This window comes from Corynebacterium sp. H128, from assembly GCF_037482625.1.
In the GTDB taxonomy this organism is placed as follows: domain Bacteria; phylum Actinomycetota; class Actinomycetes; order Mycobacteriales; family Mycobacteriaceae; genus Corynebacterium.
This window is the reverse complement of sequence record NZ_JBBHKW010000013.1, coordinates 1-21,607: the sequence shown is the minus strand read 5'-3', so window position 1 is coordinate 21,607 and position 21,607 is coordinate 1. Positions and strand designations below refer to the sequence as shown.

Annotated in this window: 21 protein-coding genes; 6 read left to right on the top strand and 15 right to left on the bottom strand. The window is 58.7% G+C overall.

The window, feature by feature from the left end; all coding sequences use genetic code 11:
• Positions 1 to 94 precede the first annotated feature (94 nt).
• Positions 95 to 637: a hypothetical protein gene (locus WG915_RS10805; RefSeq protein ID WP_339565392.1), complete on the top strand. Its 543-nt coding sequence runs from the start codon at positions 95 to 97 to the stop codon at positions 635 to 637.
• A 10-nt stretch (positions 638 to 647) separates the two neighbouring features.
• On the opposite strand, the gene WG915_RS10800 is transcribed toward WG915_RS10805, so the two are convergent.
• The 7 genes from WG915_RS10800 to glnA form a co-directional block, all read right to left on the bottom strand.
• Positions 648 to 1,901, bottom strand: coding sequence for an MFS transporter (locus WG915_RS10800; RefSeq protein ID WP_339565391.1), 1,254 nt, complete (start codon positions 1,899 to 1,901; stop codon positions 648 to 650).
• Positions 1,902 to 2,600 carry a sortase gene (locus WG915_RS10795; RefSeq protein WP_339565390.1) on the bottom strand — a complete coding sequence of 233 codons (699 nt, stop codon included), beginning with the start codon at positions 2,598 to 2,600 and terminating at the stop codon, positions 1,902 to 1,904.
• A 6-nt stretch (positions 2,601 to 2,606) separates the two neighbouring features.
• Positions 2,607 to 3,338 (bottom strand): hypothetical protein, encoded by a 732-nt coding sequence (locus WG915_RS10790; RefSeq protein ID WP_339565389.1) that lies wholly within the window; start codon positions 3,336 to 3,338, stop codon positions 2,607 to 2,609.
• 32 nt (positions 3,339 to 3,370) lie between these two features.
• Positions 3,371 to 3,550: a hypothetical protein gene (locus tag WG915_RS10785; RefSeq protein ID WP_339565388.1), complete on the bottom strand. Its 180-nt coding sequence runs from the start codon at positions 3,548 to 3,550 to the stop codon at positions 3,371 to 3,373.
• Positions 3,551 to 3,646: 96 nt separating this feature from the next.
• A complete protein-coding gene (locus WG915_RS10780; protein ID WP_339565387.1) occupies positions 3,647 to 4,504 on the bottom strand; it encodes a PRC and DUF2382 domain-containing protein in 858 nt (285 codons plus the stop codon).
• A 453-nt stretch (positions 4,505 to 4,957) separates the two neighbouring features.
• The gene (locus WG915_RS10775; protein ID WP_339565386.1) at positions 4,958 to 5,473 is read right to left on the bottom strand and encodes a hypothetical protein; all 516 of its coding nucleotides are present in this window, start codon (positions 5,471 to 5,473) and stop codon (positions 4,958 to 4,960) included.
• A 190-nt stretch (positions 5,474 to 5,663) separates the two neighbouring features.
• Positions 5,664 to 7,097 (bottom strand): type I glutamate--ammonia ligase, encoded by a 1,434-nt coding sequence (gene glnA / locus WG915_RS10770; protein WP_339565385.1) that lies wholly within the window; start codon positions 7,095 to 7,097, stop codon positions 5,664 to 5,666.
• A 203-nt stretch (positions 7,098 to 7,300) separates the two neighbouring features.
• On the opposite strand from glnA, the gene WG915_RS10765 reads away from it, so the two are divergent.
• Complete coding sequence (locus WG915_RS10765) at positions 7,301 to 7,771, top strand: RDD family protein (RefSeq protein WP_339565384.1); 471 nt, start codon at positions 7,301 to 7,303, stop codon at positions 7,769 to 7,771.
• Between the two features lie 6 nt (positions 7,772 to 7,777).
• On the opposite strand, the gene WG915_RS10760 is transcribed toward WG915_RS10765, so the two are convergent.
• Together WG915_RS10760 and WG915_RS10755 are read right to left on the bottom strand one after the other, a co-directional pair.
• Positions 7,778 to 9,394 carry an aspartate:alanine exchanger family transporter gene (locus WG915_RS10760; RefSeq protein WP_339565383.1) on the bottom strand — a complete coding sequence of 539 codons (1,617 nt, stop codon included), beginning with the start codon at positions 9,392 to 9,394 and terminating at the stop codon, positions 7,778 to 7,780.
• 24 nt (positions 9,395 to 9,418) lie between these two features.
• Entirely contained in the window at positions 9,419 to 10,195 is a 777-nt protein-coding gene (locus WG915_RS10755; RefSeq protein WP_339565382.1) for a DUF4191 domain-containing protein, read from the bottom strand.
• Between the two features lie 47 nt (positions 10,196 to 10,242).
• Between WG915_RS10755 and WG915_RS10750 the strand changes: the two genes are divergently transcribed.
• From WG915_RS10750 to WG915_RS10735, 4 genes are all read left to right on the top strand, one after another.
• The gene (locus WG915_RS10750) at positions 10,243 to 10,965 is read left to right on the top strand and encodes an AAA family ATPase (protein WP_339565381.1); all 723 of its coding nucleotides are present in this window, start codon (positions 10,243 to 10,245) and stop codon (positions 10,963 to 10,965) included.
• 346 nt (positions 10,966 to 11,311) lie between these two features.
• Positions 11,312 to 12,475 (top strand): RtcB family protein, encoded by a 1,164-nt coding sequence (locus tag WG915_RS10745; protein ID WP_339565380.1) that lies wholly within the window; start codon positions 11,312 to 11,314, stop codon positions 12,473 to 12,475.
• Positions 12,476 to 12,486: 11 nt separating this feature from the next.
• Positions 12,487 to 13,170 carry an AAA family ATPase gene (locus WG915_RS10740; RefSeq protein ID WP_339565379.1) on the top strand — a complete coding sequence of 228 codons (684 nt, stop codon included), beginning with the start codon at positions 12,487 to 12,489 and terminating at the stop codon, positions 13,168 to 13,170.
• A complete protein-coding gene (locus WG915_RS10735) occupies positions 13,167 to 13,874 on the top strand; it encodes an AAA family ATPase (RefSeq protein WP_339565378.1) in 708 nt (235 codons plus the stop codon). Before WG915_RS10740 ends, WG915_RS10735 begins: the two co-directional genes overlap by 4 nt.
• A gap of 1 nt (position 13,875) precedes the next feature.
• Here WG915_RS10735 and lipA read toward each other — a convergent pair whose 3' ends face one another.
• The 6 genes from lipA to sucB form a co-directional block, all read right to left on the bottom strand.
• Entirely contained in the window at positions 13,876 to 14,919 is a 1,044-nt protein-coding gene (gene lipA, locus WG915_RS10730; protein WP_339565377.1) for a lipoyl synthase, read from the bottom strand.
• A gap of 42 nt (positions 14,920 to 14,961) precedes the next feature.
• On the bottom strand, positions 14,962 to 15,720 hold the full coding sequence (gene lipB / locus WG915_RS10725) for a lipoyl(octanoyl) transferase LipB (protein ID WP_339565376.1): 759 nt from the start codon (positions 15,718 to 15,720) through the stop codon (positions 14,962 to 14,964).
• Positions 15,721 to 15,792: 72 nt separating this feature from the next.
• Entirely contained in the window at positions 15,793 to 16,182 is a 390-nt protein-coding gene (gene gcvH / locus WG915_RS10720; RefSeq protein ID WP_339565375.1) for a glycine cleavage system protein GcvH, read from the bottom strand.
• Positions 16,183 to 16,203: 21 nt separating this feature from the next.
• On the bottom strand, positions 16,204 to 17,292 hold the full coding sequence (gene gcvT / locus WG915_RS10715; protein WP_339565374.1) for a glycine cleavage system aminomethyltransferase GcvT: 1,089 nt from the start codon (positions 17,290 to 17,292) through the stop codon (positions 16,204 to 16,206).
• Positions 17,292 to 20,162: an aminomethyl-transferring glycine dehydrogenase gene (gene gcvP / locus WG915_RS10710; RefSeq protein WP_339565373.1), complete on the bottom strand. Its 2,871-nt coding sequence runs from the start codon at positions 20,160 to 20,162 to the stop codon at positions 17,292 to 17,294. The genes gcvT and gcvP overlap by 1 nt, the downstream gene beginning before the upstream one ends.
• A gap of 207 nt (positions 20,163 to 20,369) precedes the next feature.
• Positions 20,370 to 21,607, bottom strand: a 1,238-nt coding sequence (gene sucB / locus WG915_RS10705) for a 2-oxoglutarate dehydrogenase, E2 component, dihydrolipoamide succinyltransferase (RefSeq protein WP_339565372.1), incomplete at its 5' end; no start/stop codon positions are given.

Sequence of the window (21,607 nt, the reverse complement as noted above, 5' to 3'; positions counted from 1 at the left end):
AGCAACAAGGAAAGCTCTTCTCACCGCTTTCACGCACCCCAACTCAGAGTGCGCCAACAGTGCTTGTTTGCAGATTACTTCTAGGAGAACCGCCATGCGCGCGAATTCAATGACCGCAAAGATCCTTGCCGCCGGAGGAATTGGCCTTGCAGCCCTAACTGGCACTGCAGCGTTTGCCTTCGCCGCCGAGCCCGATACCCCCGCGACCCAGCAACAGCCAGACGGGAAGGACGGTTTGGCGCAGCGTCTCGGAGTCAGCGAAGAGCAACTACATGAGGCGATGGATACGGCTCGACAGTCTGATGCTCAGGATCGGGACCAGGTGCTGGCGGACGCCTTAGGCATCGATAAGGCCACGGTAACGTCGGCGATGACTGAGATGCACAGCGAACGCCAGACTGCGGTCCGGGAGGACCTGTCCAGCCGCATTGATGCCGCTGTCACCGAAGGAAAGCTGACTGCTGTGGACAAGGAATCCGTTCTGAAGGCTTTTGACGCCGGCTTGCTCGACCCGCGGGCACTCAAAGTTAAGGGGCTCGATCGTGCCCCAGGTGGCGAGCGTGGACATCACGGCGGCAAGCGGGAAGGTGCCGAAGGCACGGCACTAGAAACACCAGCTGAGACCACCGCTGGTTAACGTCGGGGGATCAACTCTCGACGGCGGGTCCTGGGCTGCGCAGCGCCAGGGCCCGGGTCAGCACTAGCCCAATGATGCCGATGATCCAAACTACGAACACCGCCCACCAGGCGATGCGGAAATCCGCCCAGGTCCAGACTCCATCAGAATAGTGCGCCAACAACAGGCCGATGCCCTGAGCGGAGATCATCGCGGCGCTAAAGCCGCCCATGTTCGCCAACCCAGTTCCTGTCGTGACCACCGCATGCGGTAAGGACTCTCGCACGGTGTCAAAGCCGTAGTTGGCTGCGGGTCCGAGCAGCCCGAGTAGGCCGGCGAGGGTCGCTATCGCTAGGAAGCCGCGCGGTGTGGTGCTCATAAAGAAGGCGATCATCGATACCAACAGCAGTACGGTGTATCCGAGGGAAAACAGTTCACGCTTGCGACCGGCGCGTGCGGAGATGATGCCATGAAGCGGACCTGCAAGAATCGTCACAATAGTGTTAATGACAAGCACAGAAGCTGCTTGAGATTCATCGAGTCCCATACCGAGCGTCATCGTTGGCATACCCCAGAGCAGGTTGAAAACGATGAGGGGCATCAGCATGGTGAAGTGGTTGAAAAAACCCATCCAGCACACCGGTAGGCGCAGGACGTCGAGAAGCGAGCCGGTGCGCTTAGTGCGTACTTCCGTTGGACTGTCATGAATGAGGATGTTGGCAGCCAGCGCCACCAATACTCCGGTCCCGCCCAGGGACAGGAAGGCCAGTCGCCAACCGGATGCGCCCAATAACGCTAAGAAGGGCACCGCAGAAAGAAACTGGCCGGCCTGGCCGACGGCGGCGGTGAGTTGGGTGAAGAGCGGGGTGTGCTTGAGCGGAAACCAAAACGGCAGGATACGCATGACCGAGAGAAAAGCGGAGGCATCGCCGGCCCCGACTAGTACGCGCGCGAAAATCGCGACGGAGTAGGAAGTAGTCAGCCCGAGGATGATCTGGCCGATCGCCATGATGAGTGCTCCGGCAAATAGCAGTCGCCGCGCTCCGAACCGGTCAATTAGAATACCCATCGGAATCTGCACCAGCGCATAGGTGCCCACCTGCACTGAAGTAAATACCGCTAGCTGCGCAGCGTTGATATGGAAGTGATCCACCGCGGCGACGCCAGCTACGCCCATGGAAGTTCTACCCGTGATCGCCATGACGTACACCAGGACTGCAGCGGTCCACACGATGAGCGCGGTTCGGCTGAGCTGGCTACGGGGATCGAAGCCGCTAGTAGTCATCTATGCCAGGTGACCTGAGACGATGACGTTGTAACCGAGATCCGTCGTTCCTGACACGGAGCATGCGATCAGGACGATGCGTCCGGCTTTGTGCTCGTCCATGAGCTCCTGATCCTCAATGGCCTCGTATTTGTCCACGAGCCAGGCGTTGTCAACGATCCATTCGCGCTGGTTGCCAGCAGCATCAGACAGGGTGATACGGGAGCCATTGAGAACGTCCGATGAGTAGCGCCCCACGGTGCCTCCGGAAACAGCAGTGACCTGCTCGGCTGGCTGATTCAGGTCGACGTCTGCGGTCACTACCTCTGAAATCGAGTTGAAGACCAGTTTCTGCTGACCCCACGCGTGCCCCAGGACGTACATCGTGCCCTGTTCGGCTTGGGAAGGGTTAACACCCCACCCTTCCACCCAGCGCACCATTGTTTCCTGCGGGCCGGCAGGGTTCAGCGGAAGCTCATACGGCATTTCATCGAACGTCGCCCCAACGACGGATGCCGGGCCATTCATCTCAAAGCTGCCGCTAGTTTGCAGCGGAGGTCCCTGATTGACCGTGGAGGTAGGTTTGTCCGAGGGCAGTGCGCTTGAGCTGCTTATCGACGTCTCCGGTGCGTCCGCAGTCCCCAGCTCATCCTTGGCGCCACATGAGCTGAGGGCGAGAGCTGCGCATAAAACGACTGCGGTGGTTGTGATGCGTTCCATAGGAAGCTACGATACCGAATACTCCCAGCCCTGCACGCTGTAACGAAGCGTTTCTCCCGGTTTCGGAGCGCGGAAAAACAGGCGGGAGCCGTGGACGCGGGGGAGTAGCTCAAGTGCTGAGCGGAACTCAAAATTGTCCGGATCATCGGCGTACCCAGCGGGTTCTTCCTCTGTCAAGGCGACGAATTTGCCGAAAGTGGTGTATTCGAGCCGACGCAGCGGAGCGCTAGTGGCGAGCTTGGCTGTGATCACTTGGATGCCGGCTAGCTCTTCATCAGAGATGTCGGTTAATGTGTTTTCCCTATCAAGGTCGCAGAGTGCGAAGGGGTCGCGCCCTAGGGTGATCGTCAAGGCGGCGATGGATTCCCGAGCCACCAGCACGGCTTCTGGCTCTGTAAGTGCGAATACCGGGGCTAGCACGCCTTCGCCTACTACGATGCCCTGGATGCGAGTGCCAGCGAGGAAAGGAACATCGTTCAGCCAGACGCGCCCCGGTACCCAGGGGCCGTCCGTCCGGAGGAATACCGTGCGTAAAGTTGCTACCGCAGCGGGGAGATCCGCCTCAAAAACTGTGCAACTGTATTCTTGCTCGGATCCGACAGTACACACGGTGACCACATAGCGGTCCTGCACCTTGTGCCGAAACGCGTACAGCGCGACGCCGTTGAACTCCTCGGCGATCCGAGCTGACTGCAACCCGAATCTTTGCTCCAACTGACGTATCTTCTCCCGGCTCATGGTATTCCAGCTTAGACCGCCACCTGCCGTGGTTACTTAATTTCGCGGCCGAAGTGACGTTCTACTTCGGTATCGCTGCCTGCAGCACTAGCTGGATTCTCGCTCGAGTTCACTTCGTCTTTGAGCTCGCGTCCGAAATGGCGCTGCACTTCTACGTCTGGTTTCTCCGCAGGGGCGGGAGTTACTTGATCGGAACTGTTTTCGGTGCTCATGGTTTTGCTCCTGGAGGGTGATGGAAGGAAAGCCTAATGGGGCCGTAGCCCTAAGACTACGACCCCATTAGTTAATGCGCAGGGTTAGCTTTTGACTTACTTGAAGTCGCGGCCGTGCTTATTGACGTCTACGCCATCAACGTCGATCTTTTCCTTGCGAACGTCCTCGGAAACGGTTTCGGTGTCGCGTACGACATCCTTCTCCAGGCGAACCTCTTCCACCGGGACGGTCTCCTTGTTTACGCTGACGCGTTCCTCATGCAGGGTGACAGATGCTTCTTCCTCGCCGATGCCAGCGTTGGAGATGCCACCCTCGCGTGCAGTGCCATTAACAGGGGTGCGCTCGACGCGGACCTCTTCGCGGGTAACCGGAACCTCAACGGTCTCGGTGTCCTGAACCACGTACTTGCGAAGGCGAGCCTCGCCGGTGTTGACCTTTTCCTTATCTACGGACAGGCGCTCCTCGGAGCGGACCAAAGAATCGGAGTCGCCAGCGTTAAGGTCGCGACGATCGCGGTCTACATCGGCGCCGTTTACGCCAGCACCTGCAACGCCCGCACGGTCGCGCTCGTAGCCTTCGGTGTGCAGCTCGCGGTCACGATCGGAGTGGTTGTAGCCACCGTAGGTCTCTACGTCCTTAACATCAGACAGGCCGTAGTGGCGGTAGATCTTCTCCTGATCAGCTGGGGTGAGAGCGTTGTTGACGTCCATGTCAGGTGCGTCCTTGATGCGGTCCTTAGCAAAAGCCAGCTTCAGATCGTTGCCGGAGAAGTTGTGGCCACGCAGCGGAACCAGGGAGGAGCCGAGGCCGAACAGGCCGTGGCCGACCTCTACGAAGGTTGGCTGACCGGTCTTATCGTCAACGAAGATTTCCTTGACATCGCCAAGCTTGTCGCCGGTGTTGTCATAAGCAGTCGCGTTGAACAGGTCCTGAATGTTCTTAGTGTTATTCATCTTTCGGTGCCTTTCTTTCGTACTGTTGTTGAATCTTCTTTGTCTCTCCCGACATCGTTCCGCTCTCGGTCTTCCTGTCGGATTTCCGTTGCGATCTTTCATTTGGCTAATCGGTGCTTCCCGATGTCGGTGATTCCAACGTTAACCATTTCGGCTCACGGCTTGCCACGAATTTGTGCTGATCACACGGCTGTGAAAGCGCAAAAACCGCCAATGTTACGGTTCTGTGACTTTTGCAGTTTCTCGAGCGATGCAGGGAATTTATTTGAATAATTTTTGCCCTTGCGTGGCAAAAATCAACAGTTGGTCACGATTAGAAAATCTGCAGTTTTCGGCCCCGTTTGGCCCGAAGTCATGTCGATTTTGGGATCAAAAAATCCGGATGCCTCTCGCTGAAATTGCGAAAGAGCACCCGGATTAAAAACGCAGGAGTTCTGCTCTGAAGCTAAAAAACTACTGTGCTGGCTTCTCGCCCTGCTCAGCCGGTGGTGCTGGTGTTTCTGCAGGCTTGTCTGCAGGCTTGTCTTCTGGCTTTTCTGCTGGGGCGGGAGCTTCCGGTGTCGCAGTTTCATCGTCGCCAATTACTGGAGGGACACCTTCACGGGAAGGTATGCCACCATTGTTTGGAGCTGGAGCTTCACCAACAGGCGCTGCTGGTGCCGGTGCTGCATCTCCTGCTGGTGCCGGCTGTGGAGCTGGTGCCACTGGTGCTGGAGCATTCCCGCCGGCGTTGCTGTTGCCAGTGTTGGAATTAGCTGGCTCTTGGCCACCTGCGGCATCTGGTGCGGTCTCAGATGAGCTTGGCTTAGCCGAGGTAGTGGTTGGCTTAGCGGAGCTGCTGGCTGCCGGGGTAGAAGTCTTGACAGGCTTTGCAGGCGCGTCATCTTTTCCGCAGGCGGTCAGGGATAGGCCGGCCAGCGTGATTGCGACAAGCGCTACACCGCGACTGAGAGGGGTTCGAATTGACATGTGTTCCTTTCAATAATGGCAATGGTACTCACCTGATTCTTTAGGTAAGAGCTAATGAAAGTGCTGCAATCAGACGACGTGTCCCAGAAATACCCCCGTATGATAGTAGCCACGGCGCGAAAAACCCCGCAGTTTGCGGATCTTTAGTGATCCAAATCAAACTGCGGGGCCTTAAGTTAAGGGGCGAATCCTATACGTCGTAGTACAGCTCGAACTCCAACGGGGTTGGGGTCATACGATTCGGGGTGATCTCGCGGTCATACTTGTACTTGATGTAAGTATCGATCAGGTCCTCGGTGAAAACGTCGCCTTCGGTGAGGAACTCATGGTCGTCGGCAAGCGCGGCCAGCGAAGCCTCGAGGGAGGTCGGGGCGGTCGGGATGCTTGCTGCTTCCTCTGGTGGGAGCTCGTAGAGGTCCTTGTCCACGGGAGCGTGTGGCTCGATGCGGTTCTTGATGCCGTCGAGACCGGCCATCATCATCGCTGCGAACGCGAAGTATGGGTTGCCGGAGGAGTCAGGAGCGCGGAACTCAATGCGCTTAGCCTTCGGGTTGGAGCCGGTGATTGGGATACGCACCGCAGCGGAGCGATTGCGCTGGGAGTACACCAGGTTGATGGGAGCCTCGAAGCCTGGCACCAGGCGGTGGTAAGAGTTCAGCGTAGCGTTGGAGAACGCAAGGACAGCACCTGCGTGATGCAGGATGCCACCGATGTAGTAGCGAGCTAGGTCGGACAGGCCTGCGTAGCCGTTTTCGTCGTGGAATAGCGGCTTGCCGTCCTTCCACAGTGACTGGTGCGCGTGCATGCCGGAGCCGGCATCGCCAGCCAGTGGCTTTGGCATGAAGGTGGCGGACTTGCCGGCGGCGCGTGCGGTCTGCTTGATGATGTATTTGAAGGTCTGCAGATCATCCGCGGCGTGCAGCATGGTGTTGAACTTGTAGTTGATCTCCTGCTGGCCAGCACCACACTCGTGGTGGAAGCGCTCGACCTCAAAGCCAGCATTTTTCAGGTGCTTAGCCATGTCATCGCGCAGGTCTACGACGCCGTCGTAAGGCGCGTTGGGGAAGTAGCCGCCCTTGATGCGGTTCTTATAGCCCAGGTTGCGGGAGCCATCGAGGTTGTACTCCTCGCCGCGGTTCCACCAGCCTTCATCAGAATCCAACTCATAAAAGGCTGCGTTGGTGTCGGCGTGGTAGCGGACGGAATCGAAGAGGTAGAACTCGGCCTCAGCACCGAAGAAACAGGTGTCAGCGATACCCGTAGATGCCAAGTATTCTTCAGCCTTGCGGGCGACGTTGCGTGGGTCGCGGGAGAACGGCTCGCGGGTGAACGGATCATGGACGAAGAACTTCATGTTCAGCGTCTTGGCCGCACGGAAAGGATCAATCATCGCGGTCTTCACATCCGGCAGCAAATTCATGTCGGATTCTTCGATGGTGGTGAAACCTCGAATGGACGATCCGTCGAATGCCAGTCCCGCTTCCGCTGCTTCTTCATCGAACATGGAGGCCGGGATGGAGAGGTGGTGCTCCGTGCCGGGGACGTCGGTGAATCGAATATCAAGGAATTCGACGTTCTCGTCCTTGATGTACTTGATTACATCTGCGACGTTTTCAAATGCCACGTGGTGCTCCTCGCGGGTGTGGTCCGATGACGGTTGGCGCGCGCATCGGGCCGGGCTGGTAATTATCGAACTACACACAAACTACGCATGCATAGGCTAAAGCGCCGGAAAATTATTCACTGGCGCATAGATCCAGTGTACAAAGTTCCCACAGAATTAGGTGAAATTGCGCGCTCATTTCGTTCACGGATAGATTGCTAGGTATGTCTGAACCCAAGCGCAGTTGGATTGAGGGGCCGCAAATCCCTGGCGATTATGATGAACTCGGCCCTGGTAAGTGGCCCGGGGAAAAACTGGGGCTCCCTGAGAAGGGCAACGGCGCTTTGGCTTCCGTCCTCCGGCGATGCGGTGGCATCACCCTGGACTGGTTCTTTGCCATGTTCATCGCCATAATCATCCGAAACTACACAGCCGATTTTGGTGGGGTGTCCACACTGACCCTGGTGATCTTTGTCGTCATCTCGGTGATCAGCGTGTGGCTCTTCGCCCGCACTCCAGGGCAAGCGATGATGAAGATGGGGGTGGCGCGTGTCGACGCCGAGGAGCGCGTCGGCTTGTGGCGTGCCCTTATCCGTGCTGCGTTGACGGTGTTCATCTTGCCCCCAATCATGGTGGACTCAGATGGCCGCGGCCTGCACGACCGCGCTACTGGCACTGCGGTGATTCTGGGATAGCTTGCCTCAGACTAAGGCAAACAGGAGCACTTGGGCGGCCACGATCTTGGCCACCATGCTCAAGGGGTACACGGAGGTGTAACCGATGGCAGGCAGTTCGTTCTTCGCCTGATCGCTGGCGTAGCCCAGGACAGCCGGATGGGTTTGCAGACCAGCCAAGATGCCTGCCGTTTGGCCAAAGGGGATCCGCAGCACCTTGTGGCCCACCACGAGAGTCGCCACGCTCACGAATAGGGTGAGCAGCGCGCCGAGTCCGATGACCAGCAATGAGGCGGGGTCAGACATCGCCTCCGCAAAACCCGCTCCTGCCGTAGTCCCGATGCCCGCCAAGAACAGCGTGATTCCCAGCGATTGGAGCGCCTGGATTGCAGAATACGGGGCCTGCCAGACAATAGGGCCAGTGCGTCCCAGCGCACCGAGGACGAGTGCCACCAACAAGGGGCCACCGGCGTTGCCGAGCTTCAGCGTCATTCCACCGGGCAACGGGAGCGCGATCATGCCAACCAGCACACCCAGCGTGATGCCGATAAGAAGCGGGATCAAGTTGATGTCGGAGACGTTTTTGTAGGAATCGCCAAAGAGCTTGGTCGCTCGGTCCATCTTGCTGATGGTGGTGACCACTCTGACACGATCACCCAAGTGCAGCGTCATGTCAGGCGTTGCCACCATGTCGTCATCACCGCGCCGGATGCGGGTGATCAGCATGTCAGACATTTTAGGGCGCAGCTTAGCCAGCGGAATACCCACAACATCTGGGTTCGAAACAAAGATGCGGCGATAGTCAAGGCCGTTATCGTGCGTGGGTTCTCCAGGAAGCGGCGTGCCGATGAGCTTTATGGCGCGTTTGATTTCCTCTTCGGTACCCACCACGCTGAGCACATCGCCTACTCGCGCGCGATCGCCAAGATCTGGGATGTGGAGATCACCGCCACGTTCCCGCCGGGAGATGATCACCGCCAACTCGAGAACATAAGGAATATTCGTGATAGCCGGCAGATCTGGATTCTCTACTCGGATGCGCTGGGTAACAAGTTCCTGCACTGCAACGCCCGCGGCTACCGCTTCGGCGTGGTGATCTACCCGGAACAGCTTCCCGCAGATGCCCACAGCGAGGATCACGATGAGCACACCAAGAGGGTAGGCCAGGGAATATGCGACGACGGGCAGTCCGGTGATGTGCGCGAGCTCGGTGGCGTCGAAAAGCGCAGGCAGTGACTCCTTCGCGGCGGCCATCGCCGGAGTGTTGGTCAGTGCGCCGGTGAAGAGTCCCGTAGCGGTGGCGGGGTGTATACCCGCTATTTTGACCATCAGATAGGCCAACGCCGTGGTAGCGATGATTACTCCAAGGGCGAAGGCATTGTGCTTCAAACCAGTGGTGCGCAGCGAGCTGAAGAAGTCAGGTCCCGCCTCAAGACCAATGGTGTACACGAAGATCGCTAGTCCCACCACGTAGACGATCGGCGGCAGTGTGATTTGCGGCTCGACGGTGGCGAAAGCTAGGCCCACGAAGAGGACCGCCGCCACCCCTAGTTTGAAAGAACCGATCCGAATCCGGCCAAACAAAAGCCCTAACGCCATAATGACGACTAGGGCTAATAGTTGATTTTCTACGAGGATGTGCACATCTCTATAGTGCCACTTTTGAAGCTACTTTCCACGCTCTGACTGACGACGCGCACGGCGGTTCATTCCGGAGACCTTTGCACCCTTCGGAAGGGGGCCCTTTGGCAGGCCAGGCTGTCCCATGTTGCCGGCAGCATCCATGGCCTCGATTTTGTTCGCGAGTGCGTAAACCTGATCCTTCTTGAAGTTGCGTGGCAGCTTCATGAGCTCCTTTTGGAGGTCGCGAATGCGGATCTGGCCCTCACCCTCCCCGGCGTACATTTCGTAGATTGGGGTGTCTCCGGCCACGCGGGCGGTGCGGCGCTTAGCCTGCGCCATGAGCTGCTTAGCCCGGAACTTATCTCCCTCAGCAACCAACACGATGCCAGGATTACCAATGACGCGGTGTACCGCATCCATGTGGTTGTTCGCGGCGATCGCCGTCTTCGTCCGCCATGCCATGCCGACACCAGACTTGAGGTTCTCCAACGCCCAGCCGGCAGCGCCAGGCTGATCAGAAGCTTGGTCATAAACCGAGTTCTCTACGCGCTTAGTGAAGATGAACATGGCGAGCATGAAACCCAGCGCCAAGCCGATTGGCAGCATCCACCACTCGGCGTTAATCAGCAGTCCGATACCGAAAAATACCAGGCCAATGCCCAGAATCGACGCGAGCATCAGCGGCACAAGAGCCTTATCGTTCTTGCGCTGCATGTTGAATGCTTGCCACATCTGGGAGTAATTCTGCTTGCGCTGTGCGCGCTTCGCGGCCTTTGCTTCCTTATCAGCGGCCTTCAACTGAGCTTTCTTTGCGTCTGCCATGTCTAATACTTTAGGTCACGTTGTAGCAATGTCTAAACTTGGTGGGTGTGTTTCTCCGCAGCATTCGTCTCCGCGACTATCCCGGCCACAGCTATATTCGCGACTTACCCGTAACTCGGGCGTTGCTCTCCGGTGAGCCCATGCTTTTCGACGTCCCAGTGACCTTCATCGTGGGCGAGAACGGATCGGGCAAGTCGACTCTGGTGGAAGCCATCGCGGTAGCACTGGGCTTCAATGCTGAAGGCGGCTCAAAGAACATGAACTTTGGCACAGTGAACACAGCATCGGACCTGCACTCCTCTCTGGAACTTGTCCGGAGCCGCAACCCCCGGGATGGCTACTTCTTCCGCGCAGAAACCCACTACAACATCGCATCAGAATATGATCGCCAAGCCAATGCGCTAGGTGGCATGCCACCGCCCGGCGGTAAGTCCTTGCATGCCATGTCCCACGGGGAGTCAGTATTCCAAATCATTGAGCATCGCTTCCACAGCTTCGGGCTGTTCATCCTCGACGAGCCAGAGGCTGGACTTTCCCCGCTGCGCCAGCTGGCATTGCTGGCCCGGATTCATGAATTGGCCGCAGCTGGAGCGCAGTTCATCATCGCCACTCACTCTCCGGTGTTACTCGCTGTGCCAGATGCCAGGATCTACCAGATCTCCGAATCCGGGATTGCTGCGGTGACTTTCGACGAGTGTGAGAATGTCCAGCTCACCAGGGAGTTTCTTGGTGATACTGGTGAGTTTGTGGCGGAGTTGCTGGGGGAGTGACTTCATGCGGAACTCCTTTTGCCGAACTTCCCAGTTCACAGTTAATGAAAACGGGTGACATCCAGGGAAGTTCGGCATTTAAAGTTCGGGGTATTGCGCAACTACACAGAATCTGCGACTATTTCCCATTGGACTATCAATCAGAAAGGAAGAAGTACATGAGCTACATCGTGTCTTCCCTCCAGAAGCACCTACAGGGCGAATTTTCGATCCCTGACAGGTGGATTTAGTCCTGGAATTTTTCATTTCGGTGCTGCCTGTCGATGGACAGAGCAGCACTTTTGTGTTTTAGGGGTGCGGGGCTGTGGCCGTCGACAAGCAGCGCCCAACACAGAAAGGGCACACAATGTGTACCGGCAAAGTCATCAACTTTGCATCGATCGTGGAGGATGAGGCGCTGCGCCAGGCCGCGATCACCGCTGAATTGCCGTTCGTCTACCCGCACGTGGCGTTGATGCCTGATGCACACGTGGGTATGGGATCGAGCATCGGCACTGTCTTCGGAACGAAGGGTGCGATCATCCCGGCAGCCGTCGGCGTGGATATTGGTTGCGGCATGATCGGCGTGCGCACTGAGTTCAGCGCCGCGGATCTGGCCGGCAAGGACCTCACCCAGCTTCGCGACGACATCGAGCGCATCATTCCGCTGTCTCCGGGTAACTACAACACCAAGGTGCGTTTCACCGCCACCAAGAACCGCGTGCGGGAACTGGAGGACCTGGCCGCGGAAGGCGGAGTTAACCTGGAGCACTCGCCGAAGTGGAAGGTGCAGCTTGGTTCGCTCGGCGGCGGAAATCACTTCATCGAGCTGTGTCTGGATGAAGTGGACCGGGTGTGGATGTTCCTGCACTCCGGTTCTCGCGGTGTGGGCAACAAAATTGCGCAGAAGCACATCCGCGCAGCGAAGGCCGATATGCGGATCCGGCGCCGGGAGGTATCTGATCCGAACCTGGCCTACCTCTCAGAAGGCACCCCGGAGTTCGATTCCTACATTCGGGACTTGAACTGGGCACAGCGCTTTGCCTACCTCAATCGGGAAGAGATGATGGACCGTTTCGCCTACGCGTTGGGTGAACTGATGGGTGCGCCCGTAGTGGAGGCAGAACGGATCAACTGCCACCACAACTACACCGTGCAGGAGGAGCACTTCGGTGAGAACGTCTGGCTGACCCGTAAGGGAGCGATTCGCGCCGACCGTGGCATGTTGGCGCTTATCCCCGGTTCGATGGGCACCGCTTCCTATGTGGTCGAGGGGCTCGGGAACGCGGATGCGCTGCGTTCGGCGCCGCACGGTGCCGGCCGCCTAATGTCGCGCACTGCCGCCAGAGCGGCCTTCACCGCAGCGGATTTGGAGGCGCGCATGGGAGATATTGTGCACCGTTCGGGCGAAGAGTTCGTCGACGAAATCCCGGATGCCTACAAAAACATCGATCAGGTCATGTTGGATGCGGCCCCGTTGGTGAAGGTACGGCACAAACTACGCCAGGTACTGAATGTGAAGGGTACGTAGAATAGGCGGGTATGTTCGTTGATTCGATTCGGGCAGTCCCAGCTGGAGTGGGGGACTACTCGGCCAGCCTGCCAGTCGTCAGCCAGCTGAGCCTAGCTGACGGGTGGCGGCTGGAACATCCGGTCACATTTCTCACCGGTGCGAACGGCTCCGGCAAGTCCACTCTGATCGAGGCGATTGCCTGCCGACTCGGCTTCAACGCCGCCGGCGGGCCGCAGGCAGATTTCACCCGCGGTACCGAGTGGACTACCTCAAAGCTACATTCGCGGCTGTACATGACCGGATCGAAACCACTGCTCGGAGGATACTTCCTGCGTTCCGAGACTCACTATGAGGTATGCGATCATGTGCATGCAATGTCTCATGGGCAGTCGATCATGGCGGTGGCTGACGAGTACTTCTTCAACAAGTGGCTGTTCATCCTGGATGAGCCCGAAGCTGGTCTGAGCCCGGTGCACCAGATGGCGTTACTCGGCTATATCTCCCGCATCGCACGGGGTGGCGGGCAGTTCATCATCGCCACGCACTCACCGATACTCCTTGCAGTGCCGGGAGCGGAGATCTATCACCTAGATGCCGGGTTGGAACGCGTGCGTTACGACGACCACTCCTTGGTCACCGCTACTACCGACTTCTTCGCCCATCGGACAGAGCGAGTCCGGTGCGCTATCGAAAAAGTGCGGAGGCAAGGATGAGGTTTCTCGCTGGTATTGAACTACGGGAGCTAGGCAGCGATACCTACATAGCGGACTTGCCCGTGGTACAAGGATTGCTGCGCGCCGGGCCATTGCGCTTTAAAAGCCCGGTGACCTTCTTGGTGGGGGAGAACGGTTCGGGAAAATCTACTCTCGTCGAGGCCATGGCCGTAGGGATGGGCTTCAACGCCGAGGGCGGATCCCGCAATACCCTGTTTTCCGCCGAGAATTCAGTGTCCGAGCTGCATCAATGGTTGACACTGCAGCGAATTCGGAATCCGCGCGACGGCTATTTCCTCCGCGGCGAATCCACCTACCGGTTGGCTATCTACCTAGACAAAGAGGTAGGCGGAACCGCTCCGCTGCTGCCAATTTCACACGGGGAAATGACCCTGAAGCTGCTGCGGGAGCGCTTCCACGGCAGAGGGCTGTACCTCCTTGACGAACCAGAATCAGGGCTTTCTCCGGAATCCCAACTGGAACTCATGGCCCGGATTGCGGTGTTGGCGGAGATGGGAGCCCAGTTCGTCGTCGCCACGCACTCACCGATTGTGCTGGCGGTTCCTGGTGCGGAGATCTGGCAGATCACCGACAGCGGGATTGTGCCCGCCAACTATGATTCCTGCGACCTGGTGGCGGGGTACCTCGAATTCATGGCCGATCCGCACGGCACGGCCGACTATCTGTGCTCCGAGGATGAATAGATTAGCGGGTGAGTATCGGGGTGTCTTCGGAAGCGCCGTACTTTTCTAGAAGCGAGGACGCCTCTTGGACAGCGGAACCACCGGAGGTCTCCGCCAGGTGAGCTAGGTTCTCCGGCAGCTCAAGGCCGCGGGCGTTGATGGTTTGCGCGTAGAGGCGACCTGCGCGGTAGGAGGAGCGCACCAACGGGCCAGACATGACGCCAGTGAAGCCGAGTTCACGGGCATAATCGGCGTGTTCGATGAATTCCTCTGGTTTTACCCAGCGGTCGATCGGGTGGTACTTGATGCCCGGGCGAAGGTACTGGGTGATGGTGATGATGTCACAGCCTGCGGAATGAAGATCGCGCAGTGCTTCGTGAATCTCTTCGGAGGTTTCACCCATGCCGAGGATGAGGTTGGACTTGGTCACCAGACCGAAGTCACGGGCCTGACGGATAACGTCCAGGGAACGCTCGTAGCGGAACGCCGGACGGATGCGTCGGAAGATGCGGGGCACGGTTTCAATGTTGTGCGCGAAAACCTCCGGGCGGGCCTCGAAAACCTCTTGGAGCAGATCAGGCTTGCCAGAGAAATCGGGTACGAGGTTTTCCACACCAGTGTTGGGATTCAAGGCGTGAACTTGGCGCACAACCTCTGCATAGAGCCAGGCACCCTGGTCTTCCAGGTCATCGCGAGTCACGCCGGTGATGGTGGCGTAGTTCAATTCCATTTCGCGCACGGACTCGGCGACACGTCGTGGCTCGTCACGATCCAGCGGACCTGGTTTTCCGGTGTGGATTTGGCAGAAATCGCAGCGCCTCGTGCACTGGTCGCCACCGATGAGGAAGGTAGCCTCGCGGGATTCCCAGCACTCGTGGATATTAGGGCAGCCGGCTTCCTGGCAGACGGTGTGTAGCGAGGCCCCGGAAACTCGCTCCTTCATATCCTGGTATTCCGGCCCAGTCTTCACAGCAGTGCGAATCCAGCGTGGTTTGCTCTCGATCGGGGTCTCGGCATTGCGGGCCTCGACACGGAGCATTTTTCTTCCCTCAGGTGCAACAGTCACGTTGCCCACCCTACAACTTATGGTTGAGCAAGTTCAAACACCTCAGTTTTGGCGCTTGCCCAGGCCCTTACAAGGATCAGGCGCAGTGGCAAAGGTGTGGTCTGCCACAATGAGTCGGCCTTCGAAGGCGTCGATGAGCGCGGTACTAAGCGGTGCGATGCATTCCGCGACGCTCACCTGGCGGCCTAATTCCTCAGACAGGGTTGTCACATCGGCATCGGAAATGCCGCATGGGACAATATGACCGTAGTACTCCAGGGTGTTGTCGCAGTTCAAGGCGAGGCCATGCATGGTGACGCCGCGGGTGACCCGGATCCCGAGCGCCGCAATTTTGCGGTCGGGTTTGCCGTTGTTTGCGGGGACCCACACGCCGGAACGGCCTTCGATACGCCCGGCGCTCACAACGCCGAGCTGGCGGACTACCTGGATCAACGCCTCCTCGACTCTTCGCACATAGTCCACCACATCCACTGGGTCGCGCAGTTTGATGATCGGGTAGCACACCAGCTGGCCGGGGCCGTGCCAGGTGATCCGGCCACCGCGGTCCACATCGATTACCGGCAGCCCGTTGGTGGGGCGGTCCTCTGGCTGGGTGCGCTTGCCTGCGGTGTAAATCGAGGGGTGCTCCAGCATGAGAAGCTGGTCAGGTACCTCGTCCGCCGCGCGCTGAGCAGCAATGTCGGCTTGGCGGTGCCACATCTCTTCATAGTCCTGCAAGCCCAGCTTAACGACGTCAATGGGCGCGGTATCGCGGCGAATCGAGATGTCTGCTGGAGTGAAGGGGTCACGCGGGGCTGTCATGGATATCAAGAATACAACCCCGTGAGGAGCCGCCGACAGGCCACTGGTTGAATCTAGGCCTGCCGGCGAGCTTTAGATCTTGTTCTTCGCCGCGTATTCGGCGGCGGTCATCATCGGTCCTACCTCGGTGACTTCCACCTCAATGAGCCAACCGGCATCGAAGGGATCGGAGTTGACGGTCTCTGGAGCATCAGCGAGCGCCTCATTGACCGAGACGACGGTGCCGTTGACAGGGGAGTACACGTCGGAGACAGACTTGGTGGATTCGACTTCGCCACAGGATTCGCCGATCTGGACGGTGTCGCCTACGGCTGGCAGGTCCACGTACACAATCTCACCGAGTGCCTTGGCGGCGAATTCGGTGATTCCCATCTTGACAGTGGTGCCGGCAGCTGCGTCAGCGCTCGCGGAAATCCACTCGTGGTCCTCGGAGTAAGAAAAATTCTCGGGCAGATTAGACATGGGTTCTCCTTTTTCGAGTTACTATCGTCGGGTATAAAATGGCGGCTTGACCACAGTGTACGGGTATTTTTTGCCGCGGATATCTGCTTCCAGCTGGGTTCCCTCAGCAGCGTATGCACGATCCACATACGCCAAGGCGATCGGGTAACCGAGCGTCGGGGAAAGCTGGCCGGAGGTGATCACACCGATGCTCTCGCCACCAGGGGTTGACACGGCTGCGTCAGCTCGCGCCGCGCGGCGACCGGTCCCCTGCAGCCCTATGAGCACACGCGCAGGTTCCGGGGCGTTCAGGAGTGCGTCAGCGGCGAAGAAGTCCGGGGACTTCTTCTTGCTTACCAAGACTCCCAAACCGGCATCAGCAGGGTGGAGGTCCTTGGACAGCTCGTGACCGTAGAGGGGCATCCCAGCTTCCAAGCGGAGCGAATCGCGAGCCGCGAGGCCACAGGGGAGCATGTCCAAAGGCTCCCCAGCCTTGAGCAGGGCATCCCACAGAGTCTGCGCAGCTGCGTTCGGGATGAAGAGCTCGAATCCATCTTCTCCGGTGTAACCCGTGCGGGCCAGCAGCACCTCATGGCCGGAAATTGTGGCTGGCATCGCGGCATAGTACTTCAACTGGCGCAGCGTATCCGGTTCATCTGCAATTCCTGCCAGCAAATCCGCAGCGCGCGGCCCTTGCACTGCGATGAGGGCGGTGTCGGAGGTTTCATCGCTGAGCGTGACATCGAAAGCTGTCGCGCGTTCTGCCAGCGCTGCGGAAACCGCTGCAGCGTTGCCCGCGTTGGGGACAACAAGGTATTCCGTCTCGCCCAGGCGATACACAATCAGGTCGTCGATAATGCCGCCGTCTTCGGCGACAATCATGGTGTACTTCGCGCGGCCCACAGCGAGGGCCGAGAGCTGTGAAATCAACGCAAAGTCAAGGAATTCTCCAGCCTGGTCTCCGGTGACACGGTTCTCTCCCATATGAGAGAGATCGAAGAGCCCAACATTTTCACGCACCGCGCGGTGCTCAGCGAGTTCATTGTCATAGCGTAAGGGCATCTCCCAGCCACCGAAGTCGGTGAACATGGCTCCCAGTTTCTCGTGTGCAGCATGCAGCGGGCTGTGCATTACTCGCCTCCTTCTTGTTGCGAAAGGTCGAAAGCCTCGGGCGGCGGGCAGGAGCACGCGAGATTTCTGTCGCCGTAGGCCTCATCGATGCGTCGTACAGCGGGGTAGTACTTGGTCTGTCGGAGGCCCGGAACCGGGAAAGCTGCCTGCTCGCGCGTGAACTTCTCATCCCAGTCATCCGCGGCTATCGCCACCGCAGTAAATGGAGCCTTACGCAGCACTGAATCCTCCAGGGATACCGCACCGGAAATCACTTCGTCGATCTCAGCTCGAATGCTGCGCATCGCCTCAATGAAGCGATCAAGCTCAGCAAGGTCCTCCGACTCGGTGGGTTCCACCATCAGTGTGCCGGCCACCGGGAAAGAGAGCGTTGGGGCGTGGAATCCATAGTCCACCAGGCGCTTGGCGACGTCCGCAGCCGTCACCCCGGATTTCTCCGTCAGCTCGCGCAGGTCAAGAATGCACTCATGCGCGACAAGCCCGTTGTCGCCGGTGTACAGCGTTGGGAATGCATCACGCAGTTGATGTGAAATGTAATTGGCGTTAAGGATCGCGGTCTCCGTAGCCCGGCGCAGCCCTGCAACCCCCATCATCGCGATGTAAGCGTAGGGAATGGGCAGCACACCAGCCGAGCCGTGAACTGCGCCCGCTACCGGGATACCAGCCGAGGTTGCCACTGGGGAGAGCGGATCGCGGGCGAGTGCGTCGCCCGGCAAGAATGGCACCAGATGCTCAGCCACGCACACTGGTCCGACGCCAGGGCCACCGCCGCCATGCGGGATGGTGAAAGTCTTGTGCAAGTTCAGGTGCGAGACATCCCCGCCAAACTCACCGGGGCCGGCGATACCGGTGAGAGCATTCATGTTCGCGCCGTCAATGTACACTTGTCCGCCCGCCTCGTGGACCTTCTGGCACACCTCCCGCACCGTATCTTCGAAGACACCGTGGGTGGAAGGATAAGTGATCATGATGCCTGCAATCGATGCCCCATGCTGGGCAATCTTCGCATCCAGGTCAGCCATGTCGATCGAACCATCGTTGGCAGTGCCAACCACAACGACGCGGAGACCCGCGAGAGTTGCAGAAGCAGCATTAGTGCCATGCGCAGACTGCGGGATCAGCACGATGTCGCGCCCCTCGTCACCGTTCGACACATGGAAGCGTCGGATAGCGAGCAGCCCGGCCAACTCGCCCATCGCGCCGGAAGGCGGTTGCACAGATACCTTTGCATAGCCGGTGAGCTTGGCCAGCCACTCCTCGAGCTCGGCGATGAGCTCCTTCCAACCGGTGGCATTATCCTCCGGCGCGAAGGGATGGATATTGGCAAAGCCGGGATAAGAAATAGTCTCCATGCCAGCCGTTGGATTGAGCTTCATGGTGCAAGAGCCCAACGGGATCATCGAGCGGTCTAGGGCTAAATCTCTGTCGCCCAATTTGCGGATATACCGCATCATCTGGGTCTCGGAGTGGACAGAAGTGAAGATCGGATGACTCAGCAGCTCGCCCTCTTTGCGCAGCCCCGCAAGCGGACTCGTGGTTGCTTCAGGCAGCCGGTGGGCGGGCACCCCGAAAAAGGAGGCCAACGCCAATACATCGTCCGTGGTGGCGGATTCACCAAAGGAAATGGATACTTTGTCAGCACCGATGCGGCGAATGAGGTAGCCAGCATCATCTGCTCTGGAAACAACGGCAGCGGCATCGGGGACATACGCCGTGACCGTGTCAAAGATTTGCTTGTGCAGGACGCGAACCCCGCCCTCGGTGAGAAGCTGGGCAAGCTGACATGCCAAATCATGGGCCCGGGTAGCAATACGCCATAATCCAGCCGGGCCGTGGTAGACCGCGTACATCGATGCAACGACAGCAAGCAATGCCTGTGCGGTGCAGATATTCGAGGTGGCCTTCTCACGTCGAATGTGCTGCTCTCGAGTCTGCAATGCCAGCCGGTACGCAGGAGCACCGGCAGCATCGATGGAGACACCGACGATTCTTCCGGGGATCTGTCGTTTCAGCTTATCCGTCACTGCCATAAAAGCTGCGTGCGGGCCGCCATAAAACAGCGGCACGCCGAAGCGTTGACTAGAGCCAACTGCGATGTCTGCGCCACACATGCCAGGAGACTTCAAAACGACGAGTGCCAGGATGTCAGCGACAACGGTGGCCAATCCGCCGCGAGAGTGGATATCCGCGATGATATCGGTGGGGTCGAAGACATCGCCCTCGGTGCCTGGGTAGGCGATCACAACGCCGAGGAGGTCCTCACCAACGAGGCCCTGGCTCAGGTCGGACACTTCCACTTCGAGGTCGAGTGCGCGGGCGCGTTCTGCGGCTACGACGAGGATCTGGGGGTGCAGTCGTGCATCGAGTACCACCCGACGCCCCTTTCGCACTGCGCGACTCATCAGGCCGACGGCTTCGGCGGCGGCCGTTGCTTCGTCGAGAAGCGATGCGTTCGCGATGGGCAGGCCGGTGAGGTCTGCAATCATCGTCTGGAAATTGAGCAATGCCTCGAGCCGCCCTTGGGAGATTTCCGGCTGGTAGGGGGTATAAGCGGTGTACCAACCCGCATCTTCTAGCACCCCACGGCGGATCACAGGAGGGGTGATGGTGTCGCTATAGCCCTGGCCGTAGAAGTTCCTGCGCTGGATATTGCGACTCGCTAGTTCCTGGAGGCGTGCTTGCACATCGTGCTCACTAATCGGCTCCGGCAACTCAGGCGTGTCAGCGAAGGCCAGACCGTGGGGCAGGGCCGCTGACACGAGGACCGCTAGGCTGCCATAGCCGAGCGCGTCCAGCATCACCTGCGCCTCTGCCTCATCGGGGCCGAGGTGGCGTTCGACGAATGTGGGATCACTCCAGTTCGCTGACATGCAACTTCCTGCACTTTCTCCAATAGACAACGGGTTAACGGAAACCGTTCTAAAACCCACTGTATATGCGCGAACGGACACGAGTTGGGGCTTTAAGAAAATCAACACTTATGCCTGTTAGCGCGCACAAAAGCGCCCCGCTTTGACTTTCGAATTTGTGGTTTCGAAGCAAAACGGGGCGCTCAAGTTGGGAGCGAAGAATCGTTCTTAGAGGCCGAGATCAGCGGTGAAGTCTACGTTCTCCAGGCGGTCGCGAACCGTGGTCATGAAGCGACCTGCGTCTGCGCCGTCGATCAGCTGGTGATCGTAGGTCATCGGCAAGTACACCATCTGGCGGATAGCGATGGCGTCGTTGCCGTCCTCGGTAACTACGACAGGTCGCTTGACGATGGCACCGGTGCCGATCATGGCAGCCTGTGGCGGAACCAGAATAGGGGTGTCTGAAAGCGCACCCTCAGAGCCGATGTTCGTGATGGTGAACGTGCCGCCCATCAGATCGTTTGGCTTGAGCTTGTTGTTGCGTGCGCGGTCTGCGATGTCGACGATGGCCTTAGCCAACTCCGGCAGGCTCATGTCCTGAGCGTTGTGAATGACAGGGGAGAGCAGGCCGGCAGGCGTATCGACGGCAATACCCAGGTTCACTGCTGGGTGGTACGTGATCTCCTTGGTCTTGGAGTTGTAGGACGCGTTGACGTTCGGGTGAGAAACCAGTGCCTCAACGATTGCCTTAGCAAAGAACGGCAGGTACGTGAGATTCAGGCCGTGCTTCTCCTGGAAAGCAGGCTTGTTGCTCTTGCGCAGTTCAGCAACACGGGTCATATCAACTTCGTGCAGCTGGGTGAGCTGAGCGGCGCCGTGCAGTGACTCCAAGGTCTTGACAGCGGTGATCTCGCGGATGCGGTTCACGCGAACCGTGGTGCCACGCAGCTTTGCCTTCTCAGGGTCAACGGACTTGGTGGAAACGTTAGCCTTAGGTGCCTCAGCGGCAGGAGCATCGCCCTGGCCGGCTGCAGCGAGCACGTCTTGCTTGCGGATGCGGCCACCGACACCGGTGCCCTCAACCTTGGAGAGATCGACGCCGTGCTTATCAGCCAACTTGCGTACCAGCGGGGTGACATAAGGAGCATCGCTATTGTCAGCCTTTGGTGCCTCAACCTTGGCTGCAACTTCCTGCTGTGGAGCCTCCTGCTTAGGAGCTTCTTCCTTCGGTGCTTCCTGCTGTGGAGCCTCTTCCTTAGCAGCCGGTGCGGCAGCTGGCTTTTCAGCTGGTGCGGAGCCGTCGCCGATGCGGACGATGATTTCGCCGACATCGACGGTGTCGTCTTCCTGGAACAGGATCTCTACGATGGTGCCGGCTACTGGGGAAGGCACCTCGGTGTCGACCTTGTCGGTGGAGACCTCGAGGAGTGGCTCGTCGACAGCGACGGTGTCGCCGACGGACTTGA

Coding starts and splice junctions, on each gene's coding strand:
- WG915_RS10805 (WP_339565392.1), top strand. CDS start 95: ATGCGCGCGAATTCAATGACCGCAAAGATCCTTGCCGCCGGAGGAATT.
- WG915_RS10800 (WP_339565391.1), bottom strand. CDS start 1,901: ATGACTACTAGCGGCTTCGATCCCCGTAGCCAGCTCAGCCGAACCGCG.
- WG915_RS10795 (WP_339565390.1), bottom strand. CDS start 2,600: ATGGAACGCATCACAACCACCGCAGTCGTTTTATGCGCAGCTCTCGCC.
- WG915_RS10790 (WP_339565389.1), bottom strand. CDS start 3,338: ATGAGCCGGGAGAAGATACGTCAGTTGGAGCAAAGATTCGGGTTGCAG.
- WG915_RS10785 (WP_339565388.1), bottom strand. CDS start 3,550: ATGAGCACCGAAAACAGTTCCGATCAAGTAACTCCCGCCCCTGCGGAG.
- WG915_RS10780 (WP_339565387.1), bottom strand. CDS start 4,504: ATGAATAACACTAAGAACATTCAGGACCTGTTCAACGCGACTGCTTAT.
- WG915_RS10775 (WP_339565386.1), bottom strand. CDS start 5,473: ATGTCAATTCGAACCCCTCTCAGTCGCGGTGTAGCGCTTGTCGCAATC.
- WG915_RS10765 (WP_339565384.1), top strand. CDS start 7,301: ATGTCTGAACCCAAGCGCAGTTGGATTGAGGGGCCGCAAATCCCTGGC.
- WG915_RS10755 (WP_339565382.1), bottom strand. CDS start 10,195: ATGGCAGACGCAAAGAAAGCTCAGTTGAAGGCCGCTGATAAGGAAGCA.
- WG915_RS10745 (WP_339565380.1), top strand. CDS start 11,312: ATGTGTACCGGCAAAGTCATCAACTTTGCATCGATCGTGGAGGATGAG.
- WG915_RS10740 (WP_339565379.1), top strand. CDS start 12,487: ATGTTCGTTGATTCGATTCGGGCAGTCCCAGCTGGAGTGGGGGACTAC.
- WG915_RS10735 (WP_339565378.1), top strand. CDS start 13,167: ATGAGGTTTCTCGCTGGTATTGAACTACGGGAGCTAGGCAGCGATACC.
- lipB (WP_339565376.1), bottom strand. CDS start 15,720: ATGACAGCCCCGCGTGACCCCTTCACTCCAGCAGACATCTCGATTCGC.
- gcvH (WP_339565375.1), bottom strand. CDS start 16,182: ATGTCTAATCTGCCCGAGAATTTTTCTTACTCCGAGGACCACGAGTGG.
- gcvT (WP_339565374.1), bottom strand. CDS start 17,292: ATGCACAGCCCGCTGCATGCTGCACACGAGAAACTGGGAGCCATGTTC.
- gcvP (WP_339565373.1), bottom strand. CDS start 20,162: ATGTCAGCGAACTGGAGTGATCCCACATTCGTCGAACGCCACCTCGGC.